Genomic DNA, 21,768 nt, shown 5'->3' with positions numbered 1-21,768 from the left:
GTATGCTGATTGGTATGACATTTAACACACATAGAAATATATAGATACAGTTCTCTTGTCTGTACCCACCTCTAGTTTTTTGATATACCTAACTAGAGGTGTTTTTTATTATAGCCAAGGAAACCTATAGAAAAAGCAGCAATAGGTACCTCTGTGTCAATTACTCACTAGTGTAGTGAAAACACTATCGATGAAATGACTCCTACGTACGACACAGAGGAACCGTCCCCTTGTGTTCTGTGTTCTGTTCGACACAGAGGAACCGTCCCCTTGTGTTCTCGAGGAACCGTCCCCTTGTGTCTCTTGTGTTCTTGTGTTCTTGTGTTCTATCATTTACTTCTATATCCCTTTAATAGCTCACTTACTGAATTTTTCACCGATATATATAAATTATCTATAGAAGGCTCACATACTAAGGAGCCAATAAGACAAATGTTACTAACCCTTTGTCTTTCACTTATATCCTGATAAAAATTTGAAGTAAGATTATGGATCTTTAAGTGAGGGAATATATACCATTGCTTAGCGGTTATTAAATGTTTTACAGCGATTCTCGATCTTTGAAGATCCTCTGTTATTCCACTGATTAAATCCTTTTGGAGATTTCCATACGCATAGGCCACAAGTATGGTTCTATTGTTTTGCTTGTAAGTATGGAAAAACTGCATTTTGCCTATTTTACCTAAATTTCCTTTATAATAGGTTGTAACGATGTTTTTGTTGGTTACTTCATAGGCACATGTGATAAATGGATTTGTATCAATTTTCTTCATTAAATGATTATATAAATCATCTTTAATCACATCTCTTGGTAGCTTTGTAGTAATCAGTACCTTATCATAATGGTGAGAACCATAAATAGTTTCAACCTTTACTTTGTTACCGATAACTTCTACATTATGAACTTCTATAGAATATCTTATATCTGATATGTTTTGACTAAGCTTTTGGATGATCTGAGAGGTACCTTTATTTATGAATAAGAGCTTATCTCCCCGAATAAAAGAGTATATGATCTCTAGGGTAAAGACCTTAAATACATAATAAGCCTGAGTATTGGATATATCTCCAAAGCCATAAGATGAGAGGTAAGGGGCAATGACGTCACGAAAAATCTTTAGATCATGTTTTCTGAGAAATTGGCATAATGGTATTAATAAATCATTATGGATAAATCCGTAATTAACAGCATTAAGAGGCTCATCATACTTTTTTAAAATCCCTTCCAGCTTAACCAGTTCATTCATTAGTAAAGTAGCATCTTCCCTTGAAATGTGCTCTACATCATGAAAGTTTTCATCAACAAAGTTTCTATAGGTAAACCGTTCTGTATAGTCAACCTGCAATTCAATTAGCAACTCTTTAATATGCTTAGAGAAGGAGAATACTGTGCCCAGCTCAGCATACAGCTCTTTACTTGAAAATGTTCTGCAATGACCCCCTATATGTTCTTGCTTCTCATAAACTGTAACACCTATACCTTCCTTTTCCAGCAAATATGCTGCAAGCATTCCGCTAAATCCCGCTCCAATTATTGCAACTCTCATATAATCACCCTTAGTAGTGCCTATCTATGTATGCCCATAAAGGCAAGATAAGCTTAGTATTTGTTAATTTATTATGGTAGTCGATAGGAGTATAGATCTCCTTACCAAAGGTTGTCTTATGGCTTATATTGTATGCTCGAATGTGTTTTTGAAATTGAATCTTGAGGTTGCTGAAGGAAGCTCCTCCATGAATGAAGGGGAGTAGAAAGGACAGACAACCTTCTGTATATTGTTTTTTAATTTCATCGATCTTCCCTAAGGCATCACTTGATTGTAGAATATGGATTTTTATGTCATATCCATGATCCCGAAGGATTTCATCAATCCTTGAGTGGAAGCTGCTTCTAGTTTGTCTTATGATTCTTGAATCTTGAAAGAAGCATAAATATCTCAGGCTTAAGTTCAGGGTTTGGGCCACTGGTATAGCTACAGCAGTTAAAAGATTTTCAAAATTATTAAGGGATAAGTCATTATACAAACGTGAACAGGCGATTCTACTCTTAAAATCAAATAGGGTATATTCATAGATGTTCCCAATGCCTTCAAATTTTCCATAATCTATTATCCATGATATCCAGCATTCTCCACTCTTTAGCTCACTTAAAGGAGGAAGACTTTCGGTAATATTGTCCACCTTCTTTTTTGCAAATCTGATTCTGCTTTCCTTATTGGTTAGATTATTTCTTTTCATGACATTAAAAACTGCTGATTCACTTATATGATGACCCATTTCTTCCAAGAGGTATTTAATTGCTTTAGGGCCATACTGAGGATAGTTCTTGAAAAGGCCAAGCAAAGCATTTTCTATCTCAGCACTTGTTTTATTAATTGGTATATAATCTTTTTTAATATCGTCCAAACCTTCAATCCCTTGGGCTTTATATCTTTTTAACCAACGATAATAAATAGTCCTAGAAATGTTATATTTTTGGCAAGTGGCACTTACGCCGTTGATTTGTCCCTCTGATAGGATATTAAACTTAAGATTTTTGTTCATAGCAGTCACCATTTTTCTAAAATTACCTATTTTTATGGAAAAATAAGCTATATATATTTTATCATTCTAAGGAACTTCATTACAATAATCAAAAAAATAACAATGTACCAAAAATCAGAAGGAAATACTGACTATAAAGAAAAATTTTACTTTGGTTAACTGTTAACAATTCCCTCCATAAGAATGTCAACAATAATCATATTATTAGTGAGCTGCAAATATTCATGGATTGTAAACACATAGGTAAAGTAATTAATTCAAAAACTCCGACAAAATTCCTCATTGTTGAGTTGTTCTCCTCTTGTTATAATCTAGGTAAAATCAGGTGTTGGAGGTTTGGAAATGGATGAGTTAAAAGTATTCACAATCAAGAAAAATATCCAAGAAGATAATGCTAAAGTTGCAGAAATCACCAGGAGTCAACTAAGGAAACAGGGGACTTATCTTGTTAACATCATGTCATCCCCAGGCAGTGGGAAAACATCCACCATTGTGAGAACCATTAAAGCATTAAAGGATGAAATGAAAATCGGGGTTATGGAGGCAGATATCGATTCGGATGTAGATGCTAAAGCAGTTCAAGAGGCAGGAGCAAAAGCCATTCAATTGCATACAGGTGGGATGTGTCATTTAGATGCCACCATGACAAGGCAGGGGATTGAAGAATTAGGTGTGGAAGAATTAGATCTTGTTTTTTTAGAGAATATTGGAAACTTAATCTGTCCTGCAGGATATGATACGGGAGCCATGAAAAATGTAGCAATTTTAAGCGTTCCTGAAGGTGATGATAAACCTCTAAAATATCCTAAGATATTTGGAAAAGTAGATGTATTGATAGTCAATAAAATTGACGCTATAGAGCATTTCGATTTTAGGATGGACTTACTAGAAGAAAGAGTAAGAAGGCTAAATGAGGATATCATCATCTTCCCTATATCAGCTAAAACTGGAGAAGGCTTAGATGAATGGTTAAATTGGATTAGAAAAGAAGTAAGAAAGAGGGGATAGAGTCAATGGCCAAAAACCAAACAAAAACCAATTTCAACAAGTCAAAAAGATTCAATTTTGCTTTAACCTGGGGGGATGTGGATGGTAGAGAGTATAGGAAAGAAATTGTGGATCTTGCAAACAAAATCGGAAGAACCAAGGCAGGGTCAAGCAGAGAGGCGATCCCCTTTGGGCCTGAGTACTATGCCCTTGCCCCTATCCTTAATGATTATCAAGCAAAGATGGCAATGTATTTGGAGTTTCGCAAAAAGCTTAGTGCAGAGGATGTTGTAAAAGCTTCAGGGGAGCCCTACGAAAAGGTAAAAGAAGCATTGGATTATTTAGCTTGGGCTGGGGTTGCCTTCGTAAACACAGTAGATGGAGTAGATAGATATTGGCAAGATATCTTTGTGCCCGGACACTTGGAAATGATCAATAACAACAAAGAGCTAGTTGCTAAGCATCCTGAAGTAGCAGAGGCCTTCTATCACTTTGCAAGTAAAAGAGGCCCTATGGCTGTAGGGATTATGCCAATTGGTTCAGGACCTATGCGGGTATTGCCAATTGAAAGGTCCATTGATGGGAACTCTAGAAAAGCTTCCTATGAAGAACTGTCTAAACACCTAATGGAAGCAAAGGTATTCTCTGTATCCGATTGCTCCTGTAGAACCTCCAGAGAAGCGATGGGAGAGGGTTGTGGACACTTAAAAGAAGATATGTGTATTCAATTAGACCATGCTGCTGAGTATTACATCAAGACAGGGCGAGGAAGGGAAATCACAAGAGAAGAAGCCATTGAGATTATTAAAAGAGCAGAAGACAATGGTTTGATGCACTCTATTCCAAACTTAGATGAGCCAGGGCACACCCACGCTATTTGCAACTGTTGTGGTTGTGGTTGCTATGCTATGAGACTTGCCAATGAGTATGTCAACAATGATATTGTAAGATCCAATTATAAATCAGTGGTTGATGAATCCAAATGTGTGGCATGTGGTGAGTGTGTGGATGTTTGTCCTACCAATGCCTTAAGACTTGGACAAAAGCTATGCACTAAAGAAGCCATTGATGAAAGGATAATTAAAGAAACACCAAGGGATACAGAATGGATGGAAGACAAATGGAACAGTCATTACAGAATTAACAGAAGGAACACCTTAGACTCAGGAACAGCCCCTTGTATTACCAATTGTCCTGCCCACATTCCCGTTCAGGGATATATTAAGCTGGCCTCTCAGGGCAGATATACAGAGGCTCTAGAATTGATTAAGAAGCATAATCCCCTTCCAGCAGTTTGTGGACGTGTTTGCCCAAGATTATGTGAGGAAGACTGTACCCGGGGGGATGTTGATGATGCTGTAGCCATCGATGATATCAAGAAGTTTATCGCAGAGCAGGATTTAAATAAAGATCTTCGCTACTTACCTAAAAAAAGGCATGATTATAGTGATAAGAAAATTGCTGTTATTGGAGGGGGCCCCTCTGGGCTAACCTGTGCTTACGATTTGTCCATTGATGGATACGATGTTACTGTATTCGAAAGAGAGAAAAGGCTAGGTGGCATGCTGACCTTTGGCATTCCCTCCTACAGGCTGGAAAAGAATGTTATAGAGGCGGAGATTGCTGTACTAAGGGAAATGGGCATTAAGTTTGAAATCGGTGTTGAGGTTGGAAAAGCTGTATCAATCCAAGAGCTTAGAGATAGGGGTTTTAACGCTTTTTATATTGCCATAGGTGCGCAGTTAGGCAGAAAACTTGGGTTAGATGGGGAAGACTCCAACGAAGTGCTGAGTGGAGTAGATTTCCTTCGAAGAATCAACCTATCTCAACCAACTAATGTCCAAGGCAAGGTAGTTGTCATAGGGGGAGGTAACGTTGCCATGGATGTTGCCAGATCAGCTATAAGGCTAAATAGTGTTGAACAAACAGACATTTTCTGCTTAGAAGCAAGAGAGAATATGACTGCCCATCCTGAAGAAGTAGAAGAGGCCCTAGCGGAAGGTGTAAACATCCACAATTCCTGGGGGCCAACAAGAATTTTAACAGACAATGGTAAGGTCACTGGGGTTGAATTCAAAGGTTGTCTTTCTGTACTGGACTCAGATGGCAGATTCAATCCACAGTATGATGAATCAAATAAAAGGATTGTTGAATGTGACTACGTTATATTATCAATAGGTCAAACCTTCAATTATGGAAATCTGTTAGAAGGTGAAGATGTAATGCTAACCAACTGGAATACCATTGAAATTGATCCTGTCACCCTTCAGACTTCAAAAACCGATATTTTTGCCGGTGGCGATGTTACCAGTGGTCCAAGATTTGCTATTGATGCAATAGCAGCAGGTAAAGAGGCAGCTGTCTCCATACACAGATTTGTTCAAAAGGGTCAGTCATTGGTCTTCGGTAGAGATACTCATTCCTACAATCCTTTAGATAAAAATAACCTGGCTGAAATTCAAGGATATGATGGTACTGTAAGACAAAAAATTAATCCTGTAGATGGAAGGATCTCTAAAACGACTTTTAAAGACTTAAGAGGCATCTTCACAGAAGAACAGATAAAGAAGGAAACTGAAAGATGTCTAGGCTGTGGTGCCACTAAAATAGATGAATACCTATGTGTTGGATGTGGCGCATGTACATTAAGGTGTAAATTTGAAGCCATTAAGCTTGAAAGGGTTTATGATGTAAAGGGCTATAAAATTGAGGACTTGCCAAAGGCTGTCATCAAGAAGGCTCTGGCTAGAAAAGTTAAAATAATGGCAAAGAAAATGAATCCTTTTACCCAAACAAATAAAAGAAATTGAGGGAAAGAATCATGCATGAACTAGGTATCGTTTACGAAGTTGTTAGAATAGTGGATGGGTTTGTACAAGAAAATCAATTGACAAAGGTGGAGAAGATTGTATTAGAGGTTGGTCAGTTATCCCAAGCAATTCCCAGATTTTTGGAAGAATGCTATCCAGCAGCTGTTAGTGAAACCGCTTATGAAGACACAAAATTAGAAATCATTGTGCTACCCGCCAATGGAAAATGTAAGTCCTGTAATGAAGTCTACAATATTATTGAGCACAGAAGAATATGTCCCAAATGTCATAGAGATGAATATGCCTTAATCTCAGGAGAGGAATTTAATATTAAAGAAATTGTAGCAGGTTAACAAAATTACTACCTACTAAAAAAGCCATTAAAGGAGGAGATTTTGTAATGGGTTGGTTATTTGAGGGCGTAACAATAGAAAATTTTATAGTATTTATTTTGTTTGTAGCTGTATTGCTGGCACTGAACGAAGCTACAAGAAGATCAAAAGCTTTGTCCATAGCAGTGTACTGTGGACTGCCAGTAGTTTTAGGGGTATTGGTATACTTAGGAGTATTGGGCTCTCCTACAGGAAACACATGGTTTGGATGGGTTAAGGTAGTATCTGCATTAACAGGGGTTTATGGCTTTATGCTGATTAGATTCACCAAATTAGGAGAAAGAAGATTTGCTGCTATATTCCCTGTAACTATTTTAGCATTAAATATTGCAGAAGCGGTTTACAGAGAATTCGAGGTATTTGCAACCTATAAAGTGTTGGAGGTGGATCCAGGAGGAATTCTTATACTTGGTGGCCTCTGGAATATTATGAATGCAGTAGCAGGAATACTATGTATAGTAACCCTAACGGGATTTGCTGGTATCAAAGTATCAAGAGACAAAACAAGAGATATGATTTGGCCAGATATGACGTGGGGCTACATCATCGGCTATACATTATGGAATTTTACCTATGTATACAATTGTATTTCGACAAGGTCAATGTATGCTGGATTTGGTATTTTATTAGCTGCCCTCATAGCAGAATATTTTTTTAAACGAGGTGCGTGGCTTCAACACAGAGCTCAGATTTTATCCTTATACGCAATGTTCTCCCTATCCATTGATTTTCAGCAAAGTAACTATTTTCAAATACTACCTACCTATAACCAAAGTGGTCTGTTGACCATCAGTGCTATATCACTGATATTTAATGTAGGGGTATTTGCTTATATGGTGTATATCATGATAAGGGACAAAAGGAACCCACTAAAGGAAGAGATATATACCCATACCAGCTATTATAAGAAAAGCTTGAAAGCCAATAATCTATAAATTAATTTAAATCCATATATAGGATATGTTCCCCTAAATAATAGCTTTAGGGGATTTTTCTTTAGGACATAAGGACACAAGGGGACGGTTCCTCTGTGTTGTTTTCATCTCAAACTGAGGATAATCCTTACTAAAATAAGAGATGAAATCAAACATATACAAGTAATTGGCGTAAAAACGGGGTTGCGAAATACACCTAAGGGAGTCACCTATATAAGTGTAGATAATCTTCTCTTATATTCTTAATGGCTGCTTAAATTATTAACCTCTAGGCTCAAAGTGAATATAATGTATTGCAATTAGTATCTTATTGTTTAGAAGACATAGCAACATATTATACTGGAATGGAAACAGAAAAGCAATAAAGGTGGTGAGTTAAAGTTTATGATGAGATTAGATCCTGAGAAACTTTCTGTGGAATTTAGACCGGGTGTAACAACGACAGAACCAATACTGGGAAGAAAATATACATTGACACACTCAGATATAACAGCTGAGTTATTTCTGACTATAGGTCTACAATTCGCATATGACAAAATTACTAGTATGAGGGATGAGGTTTTGGCAGAGTGGAGAAATTCTAACATAGGTCTATTTCTTTATGTATATGTTTATGTAGGTAACTATGGTCCCATAATGAACTCTATACGTAATGCTATCTTTAGACGTGAACTACCATTGGCACTTGAAGCTATCGTCTATGGAGATAATGGATTTTTTATAGCACATCCACAATTAAATCATGCCCCCATATGGATATATTTTGATTCAACAGATCCAGCTTTTAACCAGTACGAATACTGGGGAACTCCTATGAACTATAAGTAGGTAAATAGTACAGATTCACTAATGATTTAATTGCCCTATCTACTCAGGTGGTTCTTATTTAGCTCATGAAAGAACTTTCATTGCTTGGATAAGAACTGACTTAGCATTATATGGAGCTGGAATTGGGATTATTACATTTTTAGATGAGGAAGGTCCCACGTGGTTTATAAGAACTATGGGTACGATTTTAGTCATTACAGCATTAACCAGTTATGCATATGCCTATTGGAGGTATAGCAATATCAGAATTAAACTGGAGGAAGAGGGTATGGATGTTACACCATTCTGGCTTTTAATCATGCTGACCATCGTAATAGTTGAATTAACATTAGTTAGCTCTGTTTTAATCTTACGAATTCCCTCCAAAAAAATAAGACCCGATCTGAAAAATTGGTTGTTCAGACCGGGTTTATTTGTTAATTAGATAGGTTTATAATGAATATTTTACAATAATATTGGAGTCCAGTACTCTGAAGGTGAAGGATTCTGTTATGAAAAGCTTTACCTTTTTAGAATCATGGCTTTCATATCCAATACTAAAGTCTTGTCCGATGGTGAATTCTAAGTCTTCATGGTCGTAGGGGATTAACAATGCATCTTTTACAATGGGTGAATAAAGGATGGGTGAGCCTAAAAGAGCCTCAATGGTTTTCTTTAAGGGATATCCATTCACAACCATGTTGATTAAGTTCCAGCCTTTATCACCAACAATTAAAGTGTAAGGACCATTAGAATATGCATGCTGTAAAATTAACATTCCCTTAGACAAAGCTTCCATAATACTGTTGGCATCCCTCCCTAAAAGAATATTGTGGCTAGTGGCTTCAATCAATCCTTGGATTTGCCCCTGTTGATATCCATTGTACACAGCGTTTTCTTCAAACATGGCAATTTTATGGGCGGCTTCTTCTAAAGGCTCTAAGTCGATGTCCTTTGCTCCACGAATAACATTATCCATTTCCCAGCGGTCCAGTTCAAAAGAAATTCGGGTCTCTATAAGGGGCTGGACACTATACAAACCACTGCATACTCCTCCCTCTTCTTCTTCAATTAAATCAAGTCTTCCCTTAGGTAGTGCACTATAATCCCAGCCCTTTGGCCCATTTACTTTAATTACTTTTCTAGCAGATAAATGACTTTTTAATACATCTGCTGCTCTAGAATCAATTTCCTCCCAAGCTTCTTGGGAAAGGGGCGCTAAATCTCTTTTCAAAATTTCCATAATTTCTTCCTCCCATCCTACTATTTTAAGCTTCCGATTTCTAATTTACCGGTTATTTTCTTTGGGGGAGATATGTGTTCTTCTTCTCCTCCATGCTGTCCAACTATTGGACCCTCTTGAAACAACGTATTTTTCAACTCTTCGTCCCAACCAGACATATTTCTTCTCAACCATTCCAATGTCATACAGGCATGTTCAATTTCTTCATCTCGGTTATGGGCCATTATTGCCTTTAAGGTCTCATCTTGAGTGACTGCCACCCTTTGGTTATACCAGTCTACCGCTTCAAGCTCTTCTTTAAGGCTGGTTATTGCCCTTGAAATGTTTTTGGTTTTTTCGTCCAGTTGTTCTACTGGTTCATGGTAATTTGACATATACGATACCTCCTTATAAATATATCCACAATAATATTTACCCAATATAGCATAAAAAAATAGTTTTTTTTCAAATTTTTATATATAAATGATCTATTATTGAAATTCTAAACTCCAGCTGTAATTGGAACTCCCCCAGACATTTGTAGCAAAACGTATATGTGGGAGACCTAGTAAATAAAGTTTACCTTATTGATAGAAGGGTATCAAAAATAATAAATGTAAAGGAGGAGGAGATTTAATGAAAATATTGGTTCTGTTCTATTCGTCCTATGGTCATGTCAAAAGAATGGCTGATGCGGTAGTTGAAGGTGTAAAGCAGGTGGAAGGTGCTGAAGTAATTCTAAGAAGAATACCCGAAACTCTTCCTGAAACTGTTTTAGAGAAGATGGGAGCCCTTGAAATGCAAAAATCTTTTAAGGATATTCCAGTGGTAGAGCTTAGTGATCTCGAAAATGCAGATGCTATCATTTTTGGAACTCCAACAAGATTTGGAAATATGACTGGTCAAATGAAACAGTTTTTAGACTCAACAGGTGGTTTATGGGCAAAGGGTGCTTTAATTGGAAAGGTAGCCAGCGTATTTACGAGTACTGGTACACAGCATGGAGGTCAAGAATCAACAATATTAAGTACACATATACCCCTTTTACATCACGGAATGATCATTGTAGGCTTACCTTATAGCTTCCAAGGTCAATCTCGAATTGATGAAATAACCGGTTGCTCTCCATATGGAGCTTCTACCATTGCAGGAGGAGAGGGTGAAAGATTACCCAGTACAAATGAGTTAGAAGGTGCAAAGTTCTTAGGAAATCATGTAGCAACCATTACCTCAAAATTAACAAGATAAGATTATATTTGTCTGAGAGCTTCTTTCTATTGAAGGAAGCTTTTTTATATGACTGTAAGAAAGGTATTTTTATTAATAAGATTGAGAATTTAATTTTAGATGTATATATAATAATCGGTAAAAAAAGTAACCATATTATCTTGACATAACCACTATTGCGTGGTACTATATAGTAGTAGTAAGTAATACTAATTACCAGTAATACTAGATAGTGAAGAGGTGATTTATGGAAAATATTACAGAAATGCTTAAAGGCGTCCTGGAGGGGTGTGTTTTAGAAATTATAAGCCGTGAAGAAACATACGGCTACGATATTACAAGGAAATTGAATTCTCTCGGTTTTACAGATGTTGTAGATGGAACTGTATATACTATTTTAGTTCGCCTAGAGAAAAACAAACTTGTGGATACGATAAAGAAACCCTCGGATATGGGGCCACCGCGAAAGTTTTTCACCCTTAACGATACAGGTTTTGTAGAACTAAGGAAGTTCTGGGAAAGATGGGAGTTTGTATCATCAAAAATTAATGAGTTGAAGGAGCAAAAATAATGAATTTATGGGAAAAGATTACTGGAAGGGACATGACTAAAGAACTTAAGGATTTCGAATCGCGAGCTAAAAAGCTACCGTCTGATTATCAAGGGGCATGGGAAGAAATTAACGCTAATATTTGGGAGTACTCAGATTTCACAGGTCGGAACCTCATGCCAATTCTTGATGGTATCCTTGGTCTATTGGAAGAAGCGGTTGCGGAAGGGCAAAGTGTCCAAGAGGCTTTAGGTGATGATGTCAAAGGGTTCTGTTTAGCGCTGGCAGGCGAAGAAGGGTCAAAATCTTCTCGCGACAAATGGAGAGAGGAGCTCAACAATAATATTGCTAAAAAACTAGGTAGATTGGAGGATGAACATGAGAATACAAGAGATCATCGAAGGTAAAAAAGAGTGGCGAGCCCATGTGGCCCGGGTCAAAGCCCTCCCGAAGGATTATCAAATTGTATATAATGAGCTTCAAAAATATCTCTATAAGGTGGGGCCTGTTGAGTTATCCAACGGGATCGGTTTGCTCTCGGGAATTATAGATCTTTTTGAAGAGGGGGCGGCTTTTGGGAAAGGGGTGCTGCAAGTGACAGGCAGTGATGTAGCGGCTTTCTGCGACGATTTAATCAAAGATTCAAAAACTTATGCTGACATTTATCAAGAATCTGTTAACAAAGATGTTAACAAGGCCATTAAAAAGGTTACGGATAAAAGGAAATAATTAATGTTTCCAAATAATAACAACCGTCAACAAAGTAAGGTAAGGGGGTTGCAAAGTGTGTAAATACGAGTGGATATTATGCCCAGTCTGTGGCAACAAAACACGGGTCAAAATAGGTGCAGATACGGTACTTAAGAACTTTCCACTATTTTGTCCTAAGTGTAAACAGGAAAGAATAATCAATGTACAACAATTGAATATATCAGTTATTAAAGAGCCAGACGCCATGACGCAGAGCCGATAAATTGTGAATGAGATCACAGTTGTCGGCTCTTTTTTTATGATAACTACTCAAGCTCTATCACAAGGATTAGATAAAGGATTGAGAGGTTTACTATATTCCAGAGGAGGAAAAGAAAATGAATAAGGATATCATTCAGATTAAAGGATTAAAGAAGGACTACAAAAACGTAGAAGTACTCAAAGGTGTAGACTTAGAAGTAGAGAAGGGAAGTATCTTTGCATTACTAGGTTCTAATGGAGCAGGAAAAACAACAATAATTAGAATCATGGCTACTTTACTAAAGGCAGATGCTGGAAGTGTTGTGATTAATGGTTTTGATATTGAAGAAAATCCATCGAGGATTAGAGGTTCAATCAGTCTAACTGGTCAGTTTGCTGCCATTGATGAGATTTTGACCGGGCGGGAAAATCTTCAAATGATGGCAAAATTAAGGCATCTTAAAAATCCCAATACAGTAGCAGAGGAGTTAATTAATCGATTTGGCATGTCAGAGGCTGCAGGACGTAGAGTAGGTACTTATTCCGGAGGTATGAAAAGGAGAATTGATATAGCAATGAGCCTTGTGGGTAATCCAAAGATTATTTTCTTAGATGAGCCAACCACTGGCCTTGACCCGGAAGCACGTTTAGAAGTTTGGGAAATTATTAAAGAATTAAAGGCTGCAGGAAGGACCGTATTCTTAACTACTCAATACTTAGAAGAAGCAGAACAACTTGCAGATAAAATTGCTATTCTTCATGGAGGGAAAATCATTGCCTTAAATACATTAGAGGGATTGAAAAAACTATTCCCACCTACAAAAGTAGAGTATGTAGAAAAACAACCGACATTGGAAGAAATATTCTTAACAATCATTGGGAAAAAGGGGGAGAGATAAATGGAATCAACAAATAAATATTTCTTCAAAGATATGAGTGTTATGTTTGGGCGTTCTATGCGTCATGTCTTCAGAAGTATGGATACAATTATTACAGTTAGTATTACACCAATAACAATTATGTTCTTATTCGTTTATGTATTTGGTGGTGCAATCGAAACAGGTGCAGAAAACTATATTGATTATCTATTACCGGGTATATTCTTAATGACCATTGGCAGTGGTATTGCCTATGTAGCTTACCGCTTATTTATAGATAAAGCCCGTGGCATCTTTGAACGTTTTCACTCTATGCCAATTGCTCGTTCTACAGTATTATGGGGTCACGTCTTAACCTCATTAATTTCAAATGGAATTTCTGTAATAGTAATTATACTTGTTGCATTATTAATGGGCTTCCGTTCTTCAGCAGGAATCTTAGGGTGGTTAGCTGTATTTGGAATTCTAGGGATTTTTACGCTTGCTTTAACATGGGTTGCTGTAATTGCCGGTCTTGTTGCAAAAACACCTGATGGTGCAGGTGCATTCGCTTAGCCGATTATCTTCTTACCCTTTATCAGTTCTGCCTTTGTACCAACAGATACGATGCCTTCAGCAGTAGGTGCTTTTGCGAAAAATCAACCTGTAACTCCTATAGTTGAAGCTATTCGTGACTTATTAGCAAACCAGCCAGTAGGAAATGAGATTTGGTCCGCTTTGGCATGGTGTATGGCAATAATAGTTATTGCATATATCATTGCAATGAGGATCTACAAAAAACTATAATCAACAAAAATCCTTTAGATTAAATTCTAAGGGGTTTTTAATTTGCTAAGTATTGACAAAAAAGAGGTAATATCATAATATATTACCATTCTTAAACAATTACATAATTTGCAAATGATAGGAAATAAAAAGGTATAAAATTATCAGAAAACAAGGAGAGAGGTTATATGGAATCAATTCTATTAATCTATAAATCAAAGACGGGGTTTACAAAAAAATATGTAGACTGGATCACCGAAGCTATTACTTGTCGTGTAATACCACTGGATGAAATGAATAATGCTGATATGAATACTTATGATATTATTATTTATGGTGCTGGTATCCACGCTGGTCGTATCCAAGGACTGAAGGAATTTAAAATGAAAGTATTAAGTTTAGTTAGCAAAAAGATCGTTGTTTTTGTAACAGGGGGAGCGCCTTATAGTGAGGAGATTTTTACAAATATTAAAATGAATAATTATTCGCCAGATGAGCTAAATCGTTTCAAATTATTCTATTTTCAAAGTGGATTGAATTATGAAAAAATGGGATTATCTGATAAAGCTATGATGAAAATTTATCATAAGATTTTGGAATTGAAAAAAAATAGATCTGATATAGAAGATGGAACCAATAAGGCGATATCTGGCTCCTATGATCATTCTAGTAGAGAATATATAGAGCCTTTGATTACCTATTTAAAACAGTTACTTATTAAATCATAGAGAATCTATGCTCCCCATATATTTGAAGAAAACAGTATGCTTTTTGGTTTCTTCATCCTTTTCCCTTTTGGAAATGAAGTTGTACAAGTAAATCCCCCTAGCCATCATAATGGAATGGTTATAGAAATGGATTTTGATTTTTCTATATATTAAGTTATAGTATTTATATTGAGATCATAAAAAGGGTATTGAAGGAGAGATATAAATGAAGACTTTATTTGATTTAAGAGGAGAAAAGGATGATGAAGTAGTTGAGGCGATTCAAAATCTTTATGATGAACACCTAAAGGTTGTTAGATTCGGAGAGGAATCTATAGCTGCATGTATTGGTTGTTGGAGCTGTTGGCTAAAGACCCCTGGTAGATGTGTAATGAAGGACCAAATGGCAGAAATTTATCCTGACTATGTAAACAGTGACACCGTGATTTTACTAATGGATACAGCTCAAGGATTTATTAACCATCAAGCTAAAGCCTTTTTAGACAGGACAATCCCCCACTACCACCCGTATATAGAATTGGTAGATGGCGAATGTCATCATGTTGCTAGATACCATCGATACCCTAATATGGTATTCTACTATGATACTGTAGGTTTAACCAATGAAGAAGAACAGGTTATTGAGGATTATTTGTTTCGTACCGCCTACCACTTTAAATCTAATGCCTATCGAATCATAAAGGATGGTGGTGTTAAAATACGCCAACTGAAATCAAGGAAGGCTAAAAATCAGACAGTGACCTTTGGGTCAATTGAACCTATGGATAAACTGGTAATTTATAACGGTTCCCCAAGAAGGAATAGCAGCAATTCTGCCCTTATTCTAAAGAAGGTTGTTGAAGCCCTTGGCGATAGGGTTGAGATTCGTGATTTAAAGGAAATAGATCAATGGCAGGAGTGGGCTGATGCTTTTTTAATTGATAAGCATGTAATGTTATTCATGCCGCTATATGTACATGCAATGCCTTCCCATGTAATGGGATTTATGGAGAAGCTTCAAGCCTCAAAAGGGAGTATAAGCTTTTTTGTCCAATCGGGCTTTCCTGAAAGTAGCCAATCTCATTTTCTTGAGGCATATCTTCAGCAATTGGCCCTCAGGCTAGAAAGAACCTATGTTGGTACAGCTATTAAGGGTGGGACAGAAGGTTTACAGATGCGGCCCCCTAAGAGCCAGGAGAAATTTATGGAGCCAATGGTAAAGGTAATTGAGGAGTTGGTTTATCAAGGGTGCTTCAACCCAACAAGTATCGGGAAATTGGCAGCACCAATCCGATTTGGAGTTGGTGTGAAAATTATGTTCAAGCTACTGGGTAAAGGAATCATAAACTTTTTTTGGGATAGACAGCTTAAAGCAAATGATGCATATGAAAAGAGATTTGATGGTCCCTACCTATTTTAACCAGTGGGAATAATAGCATCCTTAGAAAAGAGAATTCCAATTGTTGATGGTGATATGGAAGCTTTCTTTGCATAATAAAAAGTACCAGATAGAGTGATTAGAGAGATAGCAACTTAAAATAGGGGGTCTCATCTTAGATTATTTTTTCTAATTTGAGGCCCCTTTTTGATTTATTTTATACCATTAATTCCTTTGACAAGAAGGCAAGGAAATCGGCCCATTCATCTATTAACTTAGATATAGGTTTACCCAAACCATGACCAGCATCCTTCTCAATCCGAAGGAGTATTGGAGAGTCACCTTTAGATTTTTCCTTCAAAGTTGCAGCAAATTTTTTAGCATGGGCAGGAACAACTCTGTCATCGGTGTCGGCTGTAGCTATTAGTATTGGAGGAAAGTTTTCACCTTCTTGAACATTGTGAAGAGGAGAATAGGCATACATAAACTTAAAGTGATCCGCATTTGCTTCGGCATTTCCGTATTCACCTATCCAGTAGCGGCCGATGGTAAACCGATGGTATCTTAGCATATCTATTACAGGAACATTGCAAATAACTGCTCCATATAGATCTGGCCTTTGCACCATACAGGTAGCTACAAGAAGTCCTCCATTACTGCGACCCATAATAGATAATTTAGATCTTTTAGTGTAGTTGTTTTCGATTAGAAACTCTGCTGCAGAGATAAAATCATCAAAAACATTTTGCTTTTTATCAAGCATTCCTCCTTGATGCCACTCTTCTCCGTATTCATTTCCACCCCTAAGATTTGCTACTGCAAATATCCCTCCATCCTCTAATAGAGGTAGGATTGCCGGATTAAAGGAGGGAGTTAAGCTGATCTTGAATCCACCATATCCAAATAGCAACGTTTGATTATTTCCATCTAATTCTATACCCCTTTTGTGGGTTAAGAACATTGGTACCCTTGTTCCATCCTTTGAGTTGAAAAATACTTGGGTTGTTTGATACTGTGACGAATCGAAATCCATGTGGGGTTTTGAAACAAGATAAAGCTGTCGATTATTAAAATCAAATCTATAAATACTTGTAGGAAAGAGATAAGATGTAATTCCCAAAGACATCTCGGTGCTTTCGCCATCACCCTTAATTTCGGTTATGGAACCTATGATTGGTAAATCGATATTATACAAAAAGGAACCATCTAAATTGAAAACCTTAACTTGGTGCAGAGCATTGTATAGATACACAACTACAAAGCTGTTGTTTATCCATTGAATAGAATCAATTGTATCATTGGACTGAGGAATGATTTTCTTCCAATTATTTCTATCAGGGTTATGAATATCTATGGCTATTACCCTGCCTCTGGGGGCATCAAGGTCCGTTTTAAAATAAAAAATAGGGCCTTTGTTATGGATAAAAGTAAACTGAGCTTCCTCTTCATCAATTAGCCTAATAAAATCATCATTGCTATCAATAGCTCTGTAATAGAATCTGTTATTAGAAGAAGTGCCATTTCTAGCATGTATAAGAATGTATTCTCCATCCTCCGTTACAGAGGGAGAATGGCTGAGCTCTTTATGAATTCTATCTTGATAAACAATGGGGTCCATTTCCTGAGGAGTACCTACTTTGTGGAAGTATATACTGTTGTAATAGCTTTCTTCACCTGGATCTACTGTCCCAGTCTCTGGAAAACGGCTGTAATAAAAGCCTGAGTCATTGGGAGCCCATGCTATGTTTGTGAACTTACACCATTTAATCAAATCCTTTAATTCTTTATTTGTGTTGATATCCTTAAGCCTTATTTGTTGCCAATCACTACCACTTTTGGACGTTGCATAGGCAAGAAGGTTACCCTCCTTGCTAATGGAGTAGTTAGTTAGGGCGATAGTACCATCATCACTAAAGGTATTTGGGTCTATCAAAACCATTGGTTTTTCATCATGGGTTTGCATATAGAGTATTTCTTGGTTTTGAAGACCATCATTTTTAAGAAAGAAAGTACGATTTTTAACCTTCTGGGGAGTAAAATATTTCGAGTAGTTCCATAGCTTAGTTAATCGATTTCGATACTTATCTCTAGATGGGATCCTATTAAAGTATTCATGGCTTAATTGATTTTGATAGTCGCTCCAAGCCCTTGTTTCCAATGAGTCTGCATCTTCAAGCCATCGATATGGGTCCGAAACCTTAACACCATGATAATCTTCAACGATAGAATCCTTTTTAGTTACAAACATTTTAAACACCTCCAAGTCATAAAAAAAGATTTCAGCCTTAAAAAGCATGTTGATATTATGATGATATTTCTACAAAAATTCTGTAAAACCTTTTAGAATTACGAAATAAATTTTTTAAAGAGTATAAGAGTTAAGATTTTTCAGACACAGGAGAATGAAAGCATGAAGCCTTACGGTATTTTTAGTCGCCACAGAAAGGGTTTCAATGCTAAACTTGACATAACAAAGGATTTATATTACGATTTGGACGTAAGAGTTATAGTAGAGTTTTTATATACATTGAAGTGTCTATCCAATATTGTCGTGGAGGTTAATATGAAGAAATTACTATCGGTTAAGGGGTTTAAATTGAAGAAAGAATATTCATTAGAAATTCTAAAAAATGTAGGGGTTTTACTGATTATTTGTAGTGTTTCTTGGTTAATCATATATATTATGGGGCATTTCATTACACTACACCCTAATGCCTATAGAGATATTACTAAGAGTATTCTTATAGTTTACGGAATCTTTCTTATAGCCAGTGGTTTTTATACCATAATTGTCAAGAAAATGTCATTCAAAAAAGGTTTTCAAAAATTCTCTGTTTGGTGGGAAGATGAAACACCTATAGAAGGTATTTGTGAGGCTTTCACTATTGTGACTGTAATCAATAGTCTCATGATGATAATGGGCTATGATACACCTAAAGAAGGAGTTTTTGCTTATATTCATATGATGACCCGGCTTCTAATCATTGCGTTTATTGTTAGCATCTGGATGTGGAAGGATGTTTTACAATGGATAAAAAAAGCAGAGATTAAAAGTAATTTTAGAGACTTTTTTCAGAAAAAACCTAAGAATCTCTACACATGGGCTTCCCAATTATTTACCTTCATAACGGCCGTATATTGTATATTGATGATTCTTCTTTACAGAGCCATTAATCCTAAAGGTGGTGTGTTTTTTTATTGGTCACTATTAGGAATTCTGGCAATGGTAATAATCTATCTCTTCCTGCTTCGATATAAAAGGAAGTCGATATAAATGCGTAAATATAAAATCTCTCTTATTTTAAGGTTGGAGGCTTGATAGATGAGGAAAAACACTAGAAAAACTAAATTGTTAAGATGGATTGGTATAATTATTGTTTTAGTGGGATTTTGTACTTGGCAAAACAATAGTATAGTTGTCTCAAATTATATATATCATAATTCAAAGATCCCTTCTAACTTCAACAATTATAAAATTGTACATATATCTGATTTACATAATAAAATCTTCGGAGAAGAGCAATCTAAACTACTGAAAGAAATTGAAAACCTATCTCCGGATATGATTATTGTTACTGGAGATTTGATAGATAGACGTAAATTTCATCTGGAGACAGCAATGGATTTTATTAAGGGTGCAGTGGAAATTGCCCCCACTTTTTACGTATCAGGAAATCATGAAGCATGGTTGGGTCAGTATGATAAAATTAAGCAGCAGTTAAAAGAATCGGGAGTTTATATCATGGATGATACTGCCTATGATCTTACAAAAGGAAGGAGCACTATTCAACTTCTGGGACTCTCAGACCCAGATTTCTATACAGAGAGCTACCAGGAGGGTACGAATACCAGTAATTTAGAGGAGCAGCTGAAGAAATTACCTGACAGTAATAAATTTACCCTTTTACTTTCCCATCGACCTGAACTATTCGATTTGTATTGGGAACATAATATCGACTTGATTTTTACAGGACACGCCCATGGCGGCCAGATTAGATTGCCATTTATAGGTGGATTGGTTGCACCAGATCAGGGCCTATTTCCGAAATACACAAAGGGTAGATATCATAAAGGGTCATCCACAATGTATGTAAGCAGGGGCTTAGGAAATAGTATTATACCTGTCAGAATCTTTAATCGTCCTGAAATTGTGACAGTGACGTTGAAAAACACTGAATGAAGGAGTTTGTTGAATGATATTAGAGGAATTGTGTAAAATTATACGGTGAAGTAATAGATCTAACAAGAATGTATTAATTATCCACCTAAGGTAACAGGATTTTAATAAAATACATAAAGGAGAGATTTGATGAGTGTGGTATATCTTATTAAAAATTCAGATTCAAACTATGAAGAATTAGGTAAAGATGCTTTAAAACTATTAAGAAAAATTGTATCAGAAACTGGACATAAATTTGAAAAGGAAGTGCCAATAAAGGTTCACTTTGGCGAAAAAGGGAACACTACCTTCATTCCAGCTGCCTGTTATGATGAAACCATAGAATATCTAAAGGAAAATGGAGTGTCTCCATCATATATCGAAACCAATGTATTATATAGGGGTGCAAGAACCACTTCTGAAAGTCATATTGAAACAGCACAAAACCACGGCTTTACCCAGATTCCTATTATTATAGCTGATGGGGAAATTGGAACAGAATATGATGAAATAGAAATTAATAAAGAATACATAACAAAATGCAAAATCGGTAAGGAATTTAAAAATTATTCACAATTCATCGTTATGAGTCACTTTAAAGGACATATTCAAGCGGGATTTGGAGGGGCTCTTAAGCAGTTGGCCATGGGCTTTGCAGCACGAGGAGGAAAGCTAGAACAGCATTCAGGAATATCCCCTGTTGTAAATGCCGAAATATGTAGTGCTTGTGGCCTCTGTGTAGGCAAATGTGACTTCGATGCCATATATAGAACGGATACTGCTGTCATTGATGAGAGTAAGTGTATTGGCTGTGCGGGATGTATTGCTGTGTGTCCTCATGGTGCAATCAGAAACACATGGGGAGGTTCTCACTTTTTAGAGAAGCTTTCTGAATATGCCTATGGAGCAGCACAAGATAAAGATATCATATACATAACCTTTCTTCATAATATTACTAAAGATTGTGATTGTATGGGTAAATCCATGAAGCCAATTACAGATAACATCGGTATTCTAGCTGGAAAGGATCCTGTAGCTTTAGATGCTGCATGTTTAGATTTAGTACAGGAAAACAGCAGAGATAAGCTTTTTGAAAATGGAAGATTATCGCTAGAGCATGCTGAAAAAATAGGATTAGGTACAACGAAGTATCAGTTATTCCAAATAAAATAATATGTAGAATTATAATAAAAATCTCTCTAAATTACGGAGAGATTTTTTATTTAATAGTAAAGTTCTCTTTTTTCCTATTAAATGGGGGATTTTAAGGGGCCCCTCCCCCTTATAAAAATAAGGAGAGGTGAGTTGTGTCACGAAAAAGTGACACTATGCTACGAACGGCGTCGAGACGGTGAGACGACCGAAAACGAAGTGTCCTAGAGAACGCATGGGTTCTCTGGAAAACAAAAGCATTTTAACCATAGAAAATTAACGCATGAAATGCTTTTGTTCTGTT

24 protein-coding genes are annotated in these 21,768 nt (G+C 36.5%); 19 read left to right on the top strand and 5 right to left on the bottom strand.

From position 1 onward, the window contains the following. Window positions 1-329: 329 nt before the first annotated feature. The gene (locus F8153_RS14320) at window positions 330-1,547 is read right to left on the bottom strand and encodes an FAD-dependent oxidoreductase (RefSeq protein ID WP_151867046.1); all 1,218 of its coding nucleotides are present in this window, start codon (window positions 1,545-1,547) and stop codon (window positions 330-332) included. Window positions 1,548-1,557: 10 nt separating this feature from the next. Beyond that, complete coding sequence (locus F8153_RS14315) at window positions 1,558-2,544, bottom strand: helix-turn-helix domain-containing protein (RefSeq protein WP_192929833.1); 987 nt, start codon at window positions 2,542-2,544, stop codon at window positions 1,558-1,560. Window positions 2,545-2,886: 342 nt separating this feature from the next. Between F8153_RS14315 and hypB the strand changes: the two genes are divergently transcribed. The 6 genes from hypB (at window position 2,887) to F8153_RS14285 (ending at window position 8,920) form a co-directional block, all read left to right on the top strand. Beyond that, the gene (hypB, locus tag F8153_RS14310; protein WP_151867044.1) at window positions 2,887-3,552 is read left to right on the top strand and encodes a hydrogenase nickel incorporation protein HypB; all 666 of its coding nucleotides are present in this window, start codon (window positions 2,887-2,889) and stop codon (window positions 3,550-3,552) included. Window positions 3,553-3,557: 5 nt separating this feature from the next. Then, window positions 3,558-6,341, top strand: a complete 2,784-nt coding sequence (locus F8153_RS14305) for an FAD-dependent oxidoreductase (RefSeq protein ID WP_151867043.1) — start codon at window positions 3,558-3,560, stop codon at window positions 6,339-6,341. Between the two features lie 11 nt (window positions 6,342-6,352). Continuing rightward, window positions 6,353-6,694, top strand: a complete 342-nt coding sequence (locus F8153_RS14300; protein ID WP_151867042.1) for a hydrogenase maturation nickel metallochaperone HypA/HybF — start codon at window positions 6,353-6,355, stop codon at window positions 6,692-6,694. 47 nt (window positions 6,695-6,741) lie between these two features. After that, window positions 6,742-7,668, top strand: coding sequence for a DUF5692 family protein (locus tag F8153_RS14295; RefSeq protein WP_151867041.1), 927 nt, complete (start codon window positions 6,742-6,744; stop codon window positions 7,666-7,668). Window positions 7,669-8,052: 384 nt separating this feature from the next. Further along, on the top strand, window positions 8,053-8,496 hold the full coding sequence (locus tag F8153_RS14290; protein ID WP_151867040.1) for a staygreen family protein: 444 nt from the start codon (window positions 8,053-8,055) through the stop codon (window positions 8,494-8,496). 37 nt (window positions 8,497-8,533) lie between these two features. Further along, complete coding sequence (locus F8153_RS14285; RefSeq protein ID WP_151867039.1) at window positions 8,534-8,920, top strand: YidH family protein; 387 nt, start codon at window positions 8,534-8,536, stop codon at window positions 8,918-8,920. A gap of 6 nt (window positions 8,921-8,926) precedes the next feature. Here F8153_RS14285 and F8153_RS14280 read toward each other — a convergent pair whose 3' ends face one another. Beyond that, window positions 8,927-9,718 carry a family 1 encapsulin nanocompartment shell protein gene (locus F8153_RS14280; protein ID WP_192929832.1) on the bottom strand — a complete coding sequence of 264 codons (792 nt, stop codon included), beginning with the start codon at window positions 9,716-9,718 and terminating at the stop codon, window positions 8,927-8,929. A gap of 20 nt (window positions 9,719-9,738) precedes the next feature. After that, window positions 9,739-10,092 (bottom strand): encapsulin-associated ferritin-like protein, encoded by a 354-nt coding sequence (locus F8153_RS14275; protein ID WP_151867038.1) that lies wholly within the window; start codon window positions 10,090-10,092, stop codon window positions 9,739-9,741. 241 nt (window positions 10,093-10,333) lie between these two features. Between F8153_RS14275 and wrbA the strand changes: the two genes are divergently transcribed. From wrbA to F8153_RS14230, 10 genes are all read left to right on the top strand, one after another. Then, window positions 10,334-10,945 carry an NAD(P)H:quinone oxidoreductase gene (gene wrbA, locus F8153_RS14270; RefSeq protein ID WP_151867037.1) on the top strand — a complete coding sequence of 204 codons (612 nt, stop codon included), beginning with the start codon at window positions 10,334-10,336 and terminating at the stop codon, window positions 10,943-10,945. A gap of 226 nt (window positions 10,946-11,171) precedes the next feature. Continuing rightward, entirely contained in the window at window positions 11,172-11,495 is a 324-nt protein-coding gene (locus F8153_RS14265) for a PadR family transcriptional regulator (RefSeq protein WP_151867036.1), read from the top strand. Then, window positions 11,495-11,881 carry a DUF1048 domain-containing protein gene (locus F8153_RS14260; RefSeq protein WP_151867035.1) on the top strand — a complete coding sequence of 129 codons (387 nt, stop codon included), beginning with the start codon at window positions 11,495-11,497 and terminating at the stop codon, window positions 11,879-11,881. Before F8153_RS14265 ends, F8153_RS14260 begins: the two co-directional genes overlap by 1 nt. Next, window positions 11,853-12,203 (top strand): DUF1048 domain-containing protein, encoded by a 351-nt coding sequence (locus F8153_RS14255; protein ID WP_151867034.1) that lies wholly within the window; start codon window positions 11,853-11,855, stop codon window positions 12,201-12,203. Before F8153_RS14260 ends, F8153_RS14255 begins: the two co-directional genes overlap by 29 nt. Before the next feature lie 55 nt (window positions 12,204-12,258). After that, a complete protein-coding gene (locus F8153_RS14250) occupies window positions 12,259-12,447 on the top strand; it encodes a cysteine-rich KTR domain-containing protein (RefSeq protein WP_151867033.1) in 189 nt (62 codons plus the stop codon). A gap of 115 nt (window positions 12,448-12,562) precedes the next feature. Continuing rightward, a complete protein-coding gene (locus tag F8153_RS14245) occupies window positions 12,563-13,324 on the top strand; it encodes an ABC transporter ATP-binding protein (RefSeq protein ID WP_151867032.1) in 762 nt (253 codons plus the stop codon). Further along, window positions 13,325-13,858 carry an ABC transporter permease gene (locus F8153_RS14240; protein WP_330577802.1) on the top strand — a complete coding sequence of 178 codons (534 nt, stop codon included), beginning with the start codon at window positions 13,325-13,327 and terminating at the stop codon, window positions 13,856-13,858. It begins immediately after the preceding gene. Between the two features lie 51 nt (window positions 13,859-13,909). Continuing rightward, complete coding sequence (locus F8153_RS16675; RefSeq protein ID WP_330577801.1) at window positions 13,910-14,089, top strand: hypothetical protein; 180 nt, start codon at window positions 13,910-13,912, stop codon at window positions 14,087-14,089. Between the two features lie 167 nt (window positions 14,090-14,256). Beyond that, window positions 14,257-14,796: a flavodoxin domain-containing protein gene (locus F8153_RS14235; protein ID WP_151867031.1), complete on the top strand. Its 540-nt coding sequence runs from the start codon at window positions 14,257-14,259 to the stop codon at window positions 14,794-14,796. A gap of 205 nt (window positions 14,797-15,001) precedes the next feature. Further along, complete coding sequence (locus F8153_RS14230) at window positions 15,002-16,195, top strand: flavodoxin family protein (protein ID WP_151867030.1); 1,194 nt, start codon at window positions 15,002-15,004, stop codon at window positions 16,193-16,195. 175 nt (window positions 16,196-16,370) lie between these two features. Here F8153_RS14230 and F8153_RS14225 read toward each other — a convergent pair whose 3' ends face one another. Further along, a complete protein-coding gene (locus tag F8153_RS14225; protein ID WP_151867029.1) occupies window positions 16,371-18,401 on the bottom strand; it encodes a prolyl oligopeptidase family serine peptidase in 2,031 nt (676 codons plus the stop codon). 162 nt (window positions 18,402-18,563) lie between these two features. On the opposite strand from F8153_RS14225, the gene F8153_RS14220 reads away from it, so the two are divergent. From F8153_RS14220 to F8153_RS14210, 3 genes are all read left to right on the top strand, one after another. Next, entirely contained in the window at window positions 18,564-19,427 is an 864-nt protein-coding gene (locus tag F8153_RS14220) for a hypothetical protein (protein ID WP_151867028.1), read from the top strand. A gap of 48 nt (window positions 19,428-19,475) precedes the next feature. Then, window positions 19,476-20,333 carry a metallophosphoesterase gene (locus F8153_RS14215; protein WP_151867027.1) on the top strand — a complete coding sequence of 286 codons (858 nt, stop codon included), beginning with the start codon at window positions 19,476-19,478 and terminating at the stop codon, window positions 20,331-20,333. Between the two features lie 129 nt (window positions 20,334-20,462). Continuing rightward, window positions 20,463-21,485: a DUF362 domain-containing protein gene (locus tag F8153_RS14210; protein ID WP_151867026.1), complete on the top strand. Its 1,023-nt coding sequence runs from the start codon at window positions 20,463-20,465 to the stop codon at window positions 21,483-21,485. Window positions 21,486-21,768 lie beyond the last annotated feature (283 nt).

It is taken from the genome of Alkaliphilus serpentinus, from assembly GCF_009017255.1.
Taxonomy (GTDB): domain Bacteria; phylum Bacillota; class Clostridia; order Peptostreptococcales; family Natronincolaceae; genus Alkaliphilus_D; species Alkaliphilus_D serpentinus.
This window is presented reverse-complemented; position numbering and strand designations above follow the sequence as displayed.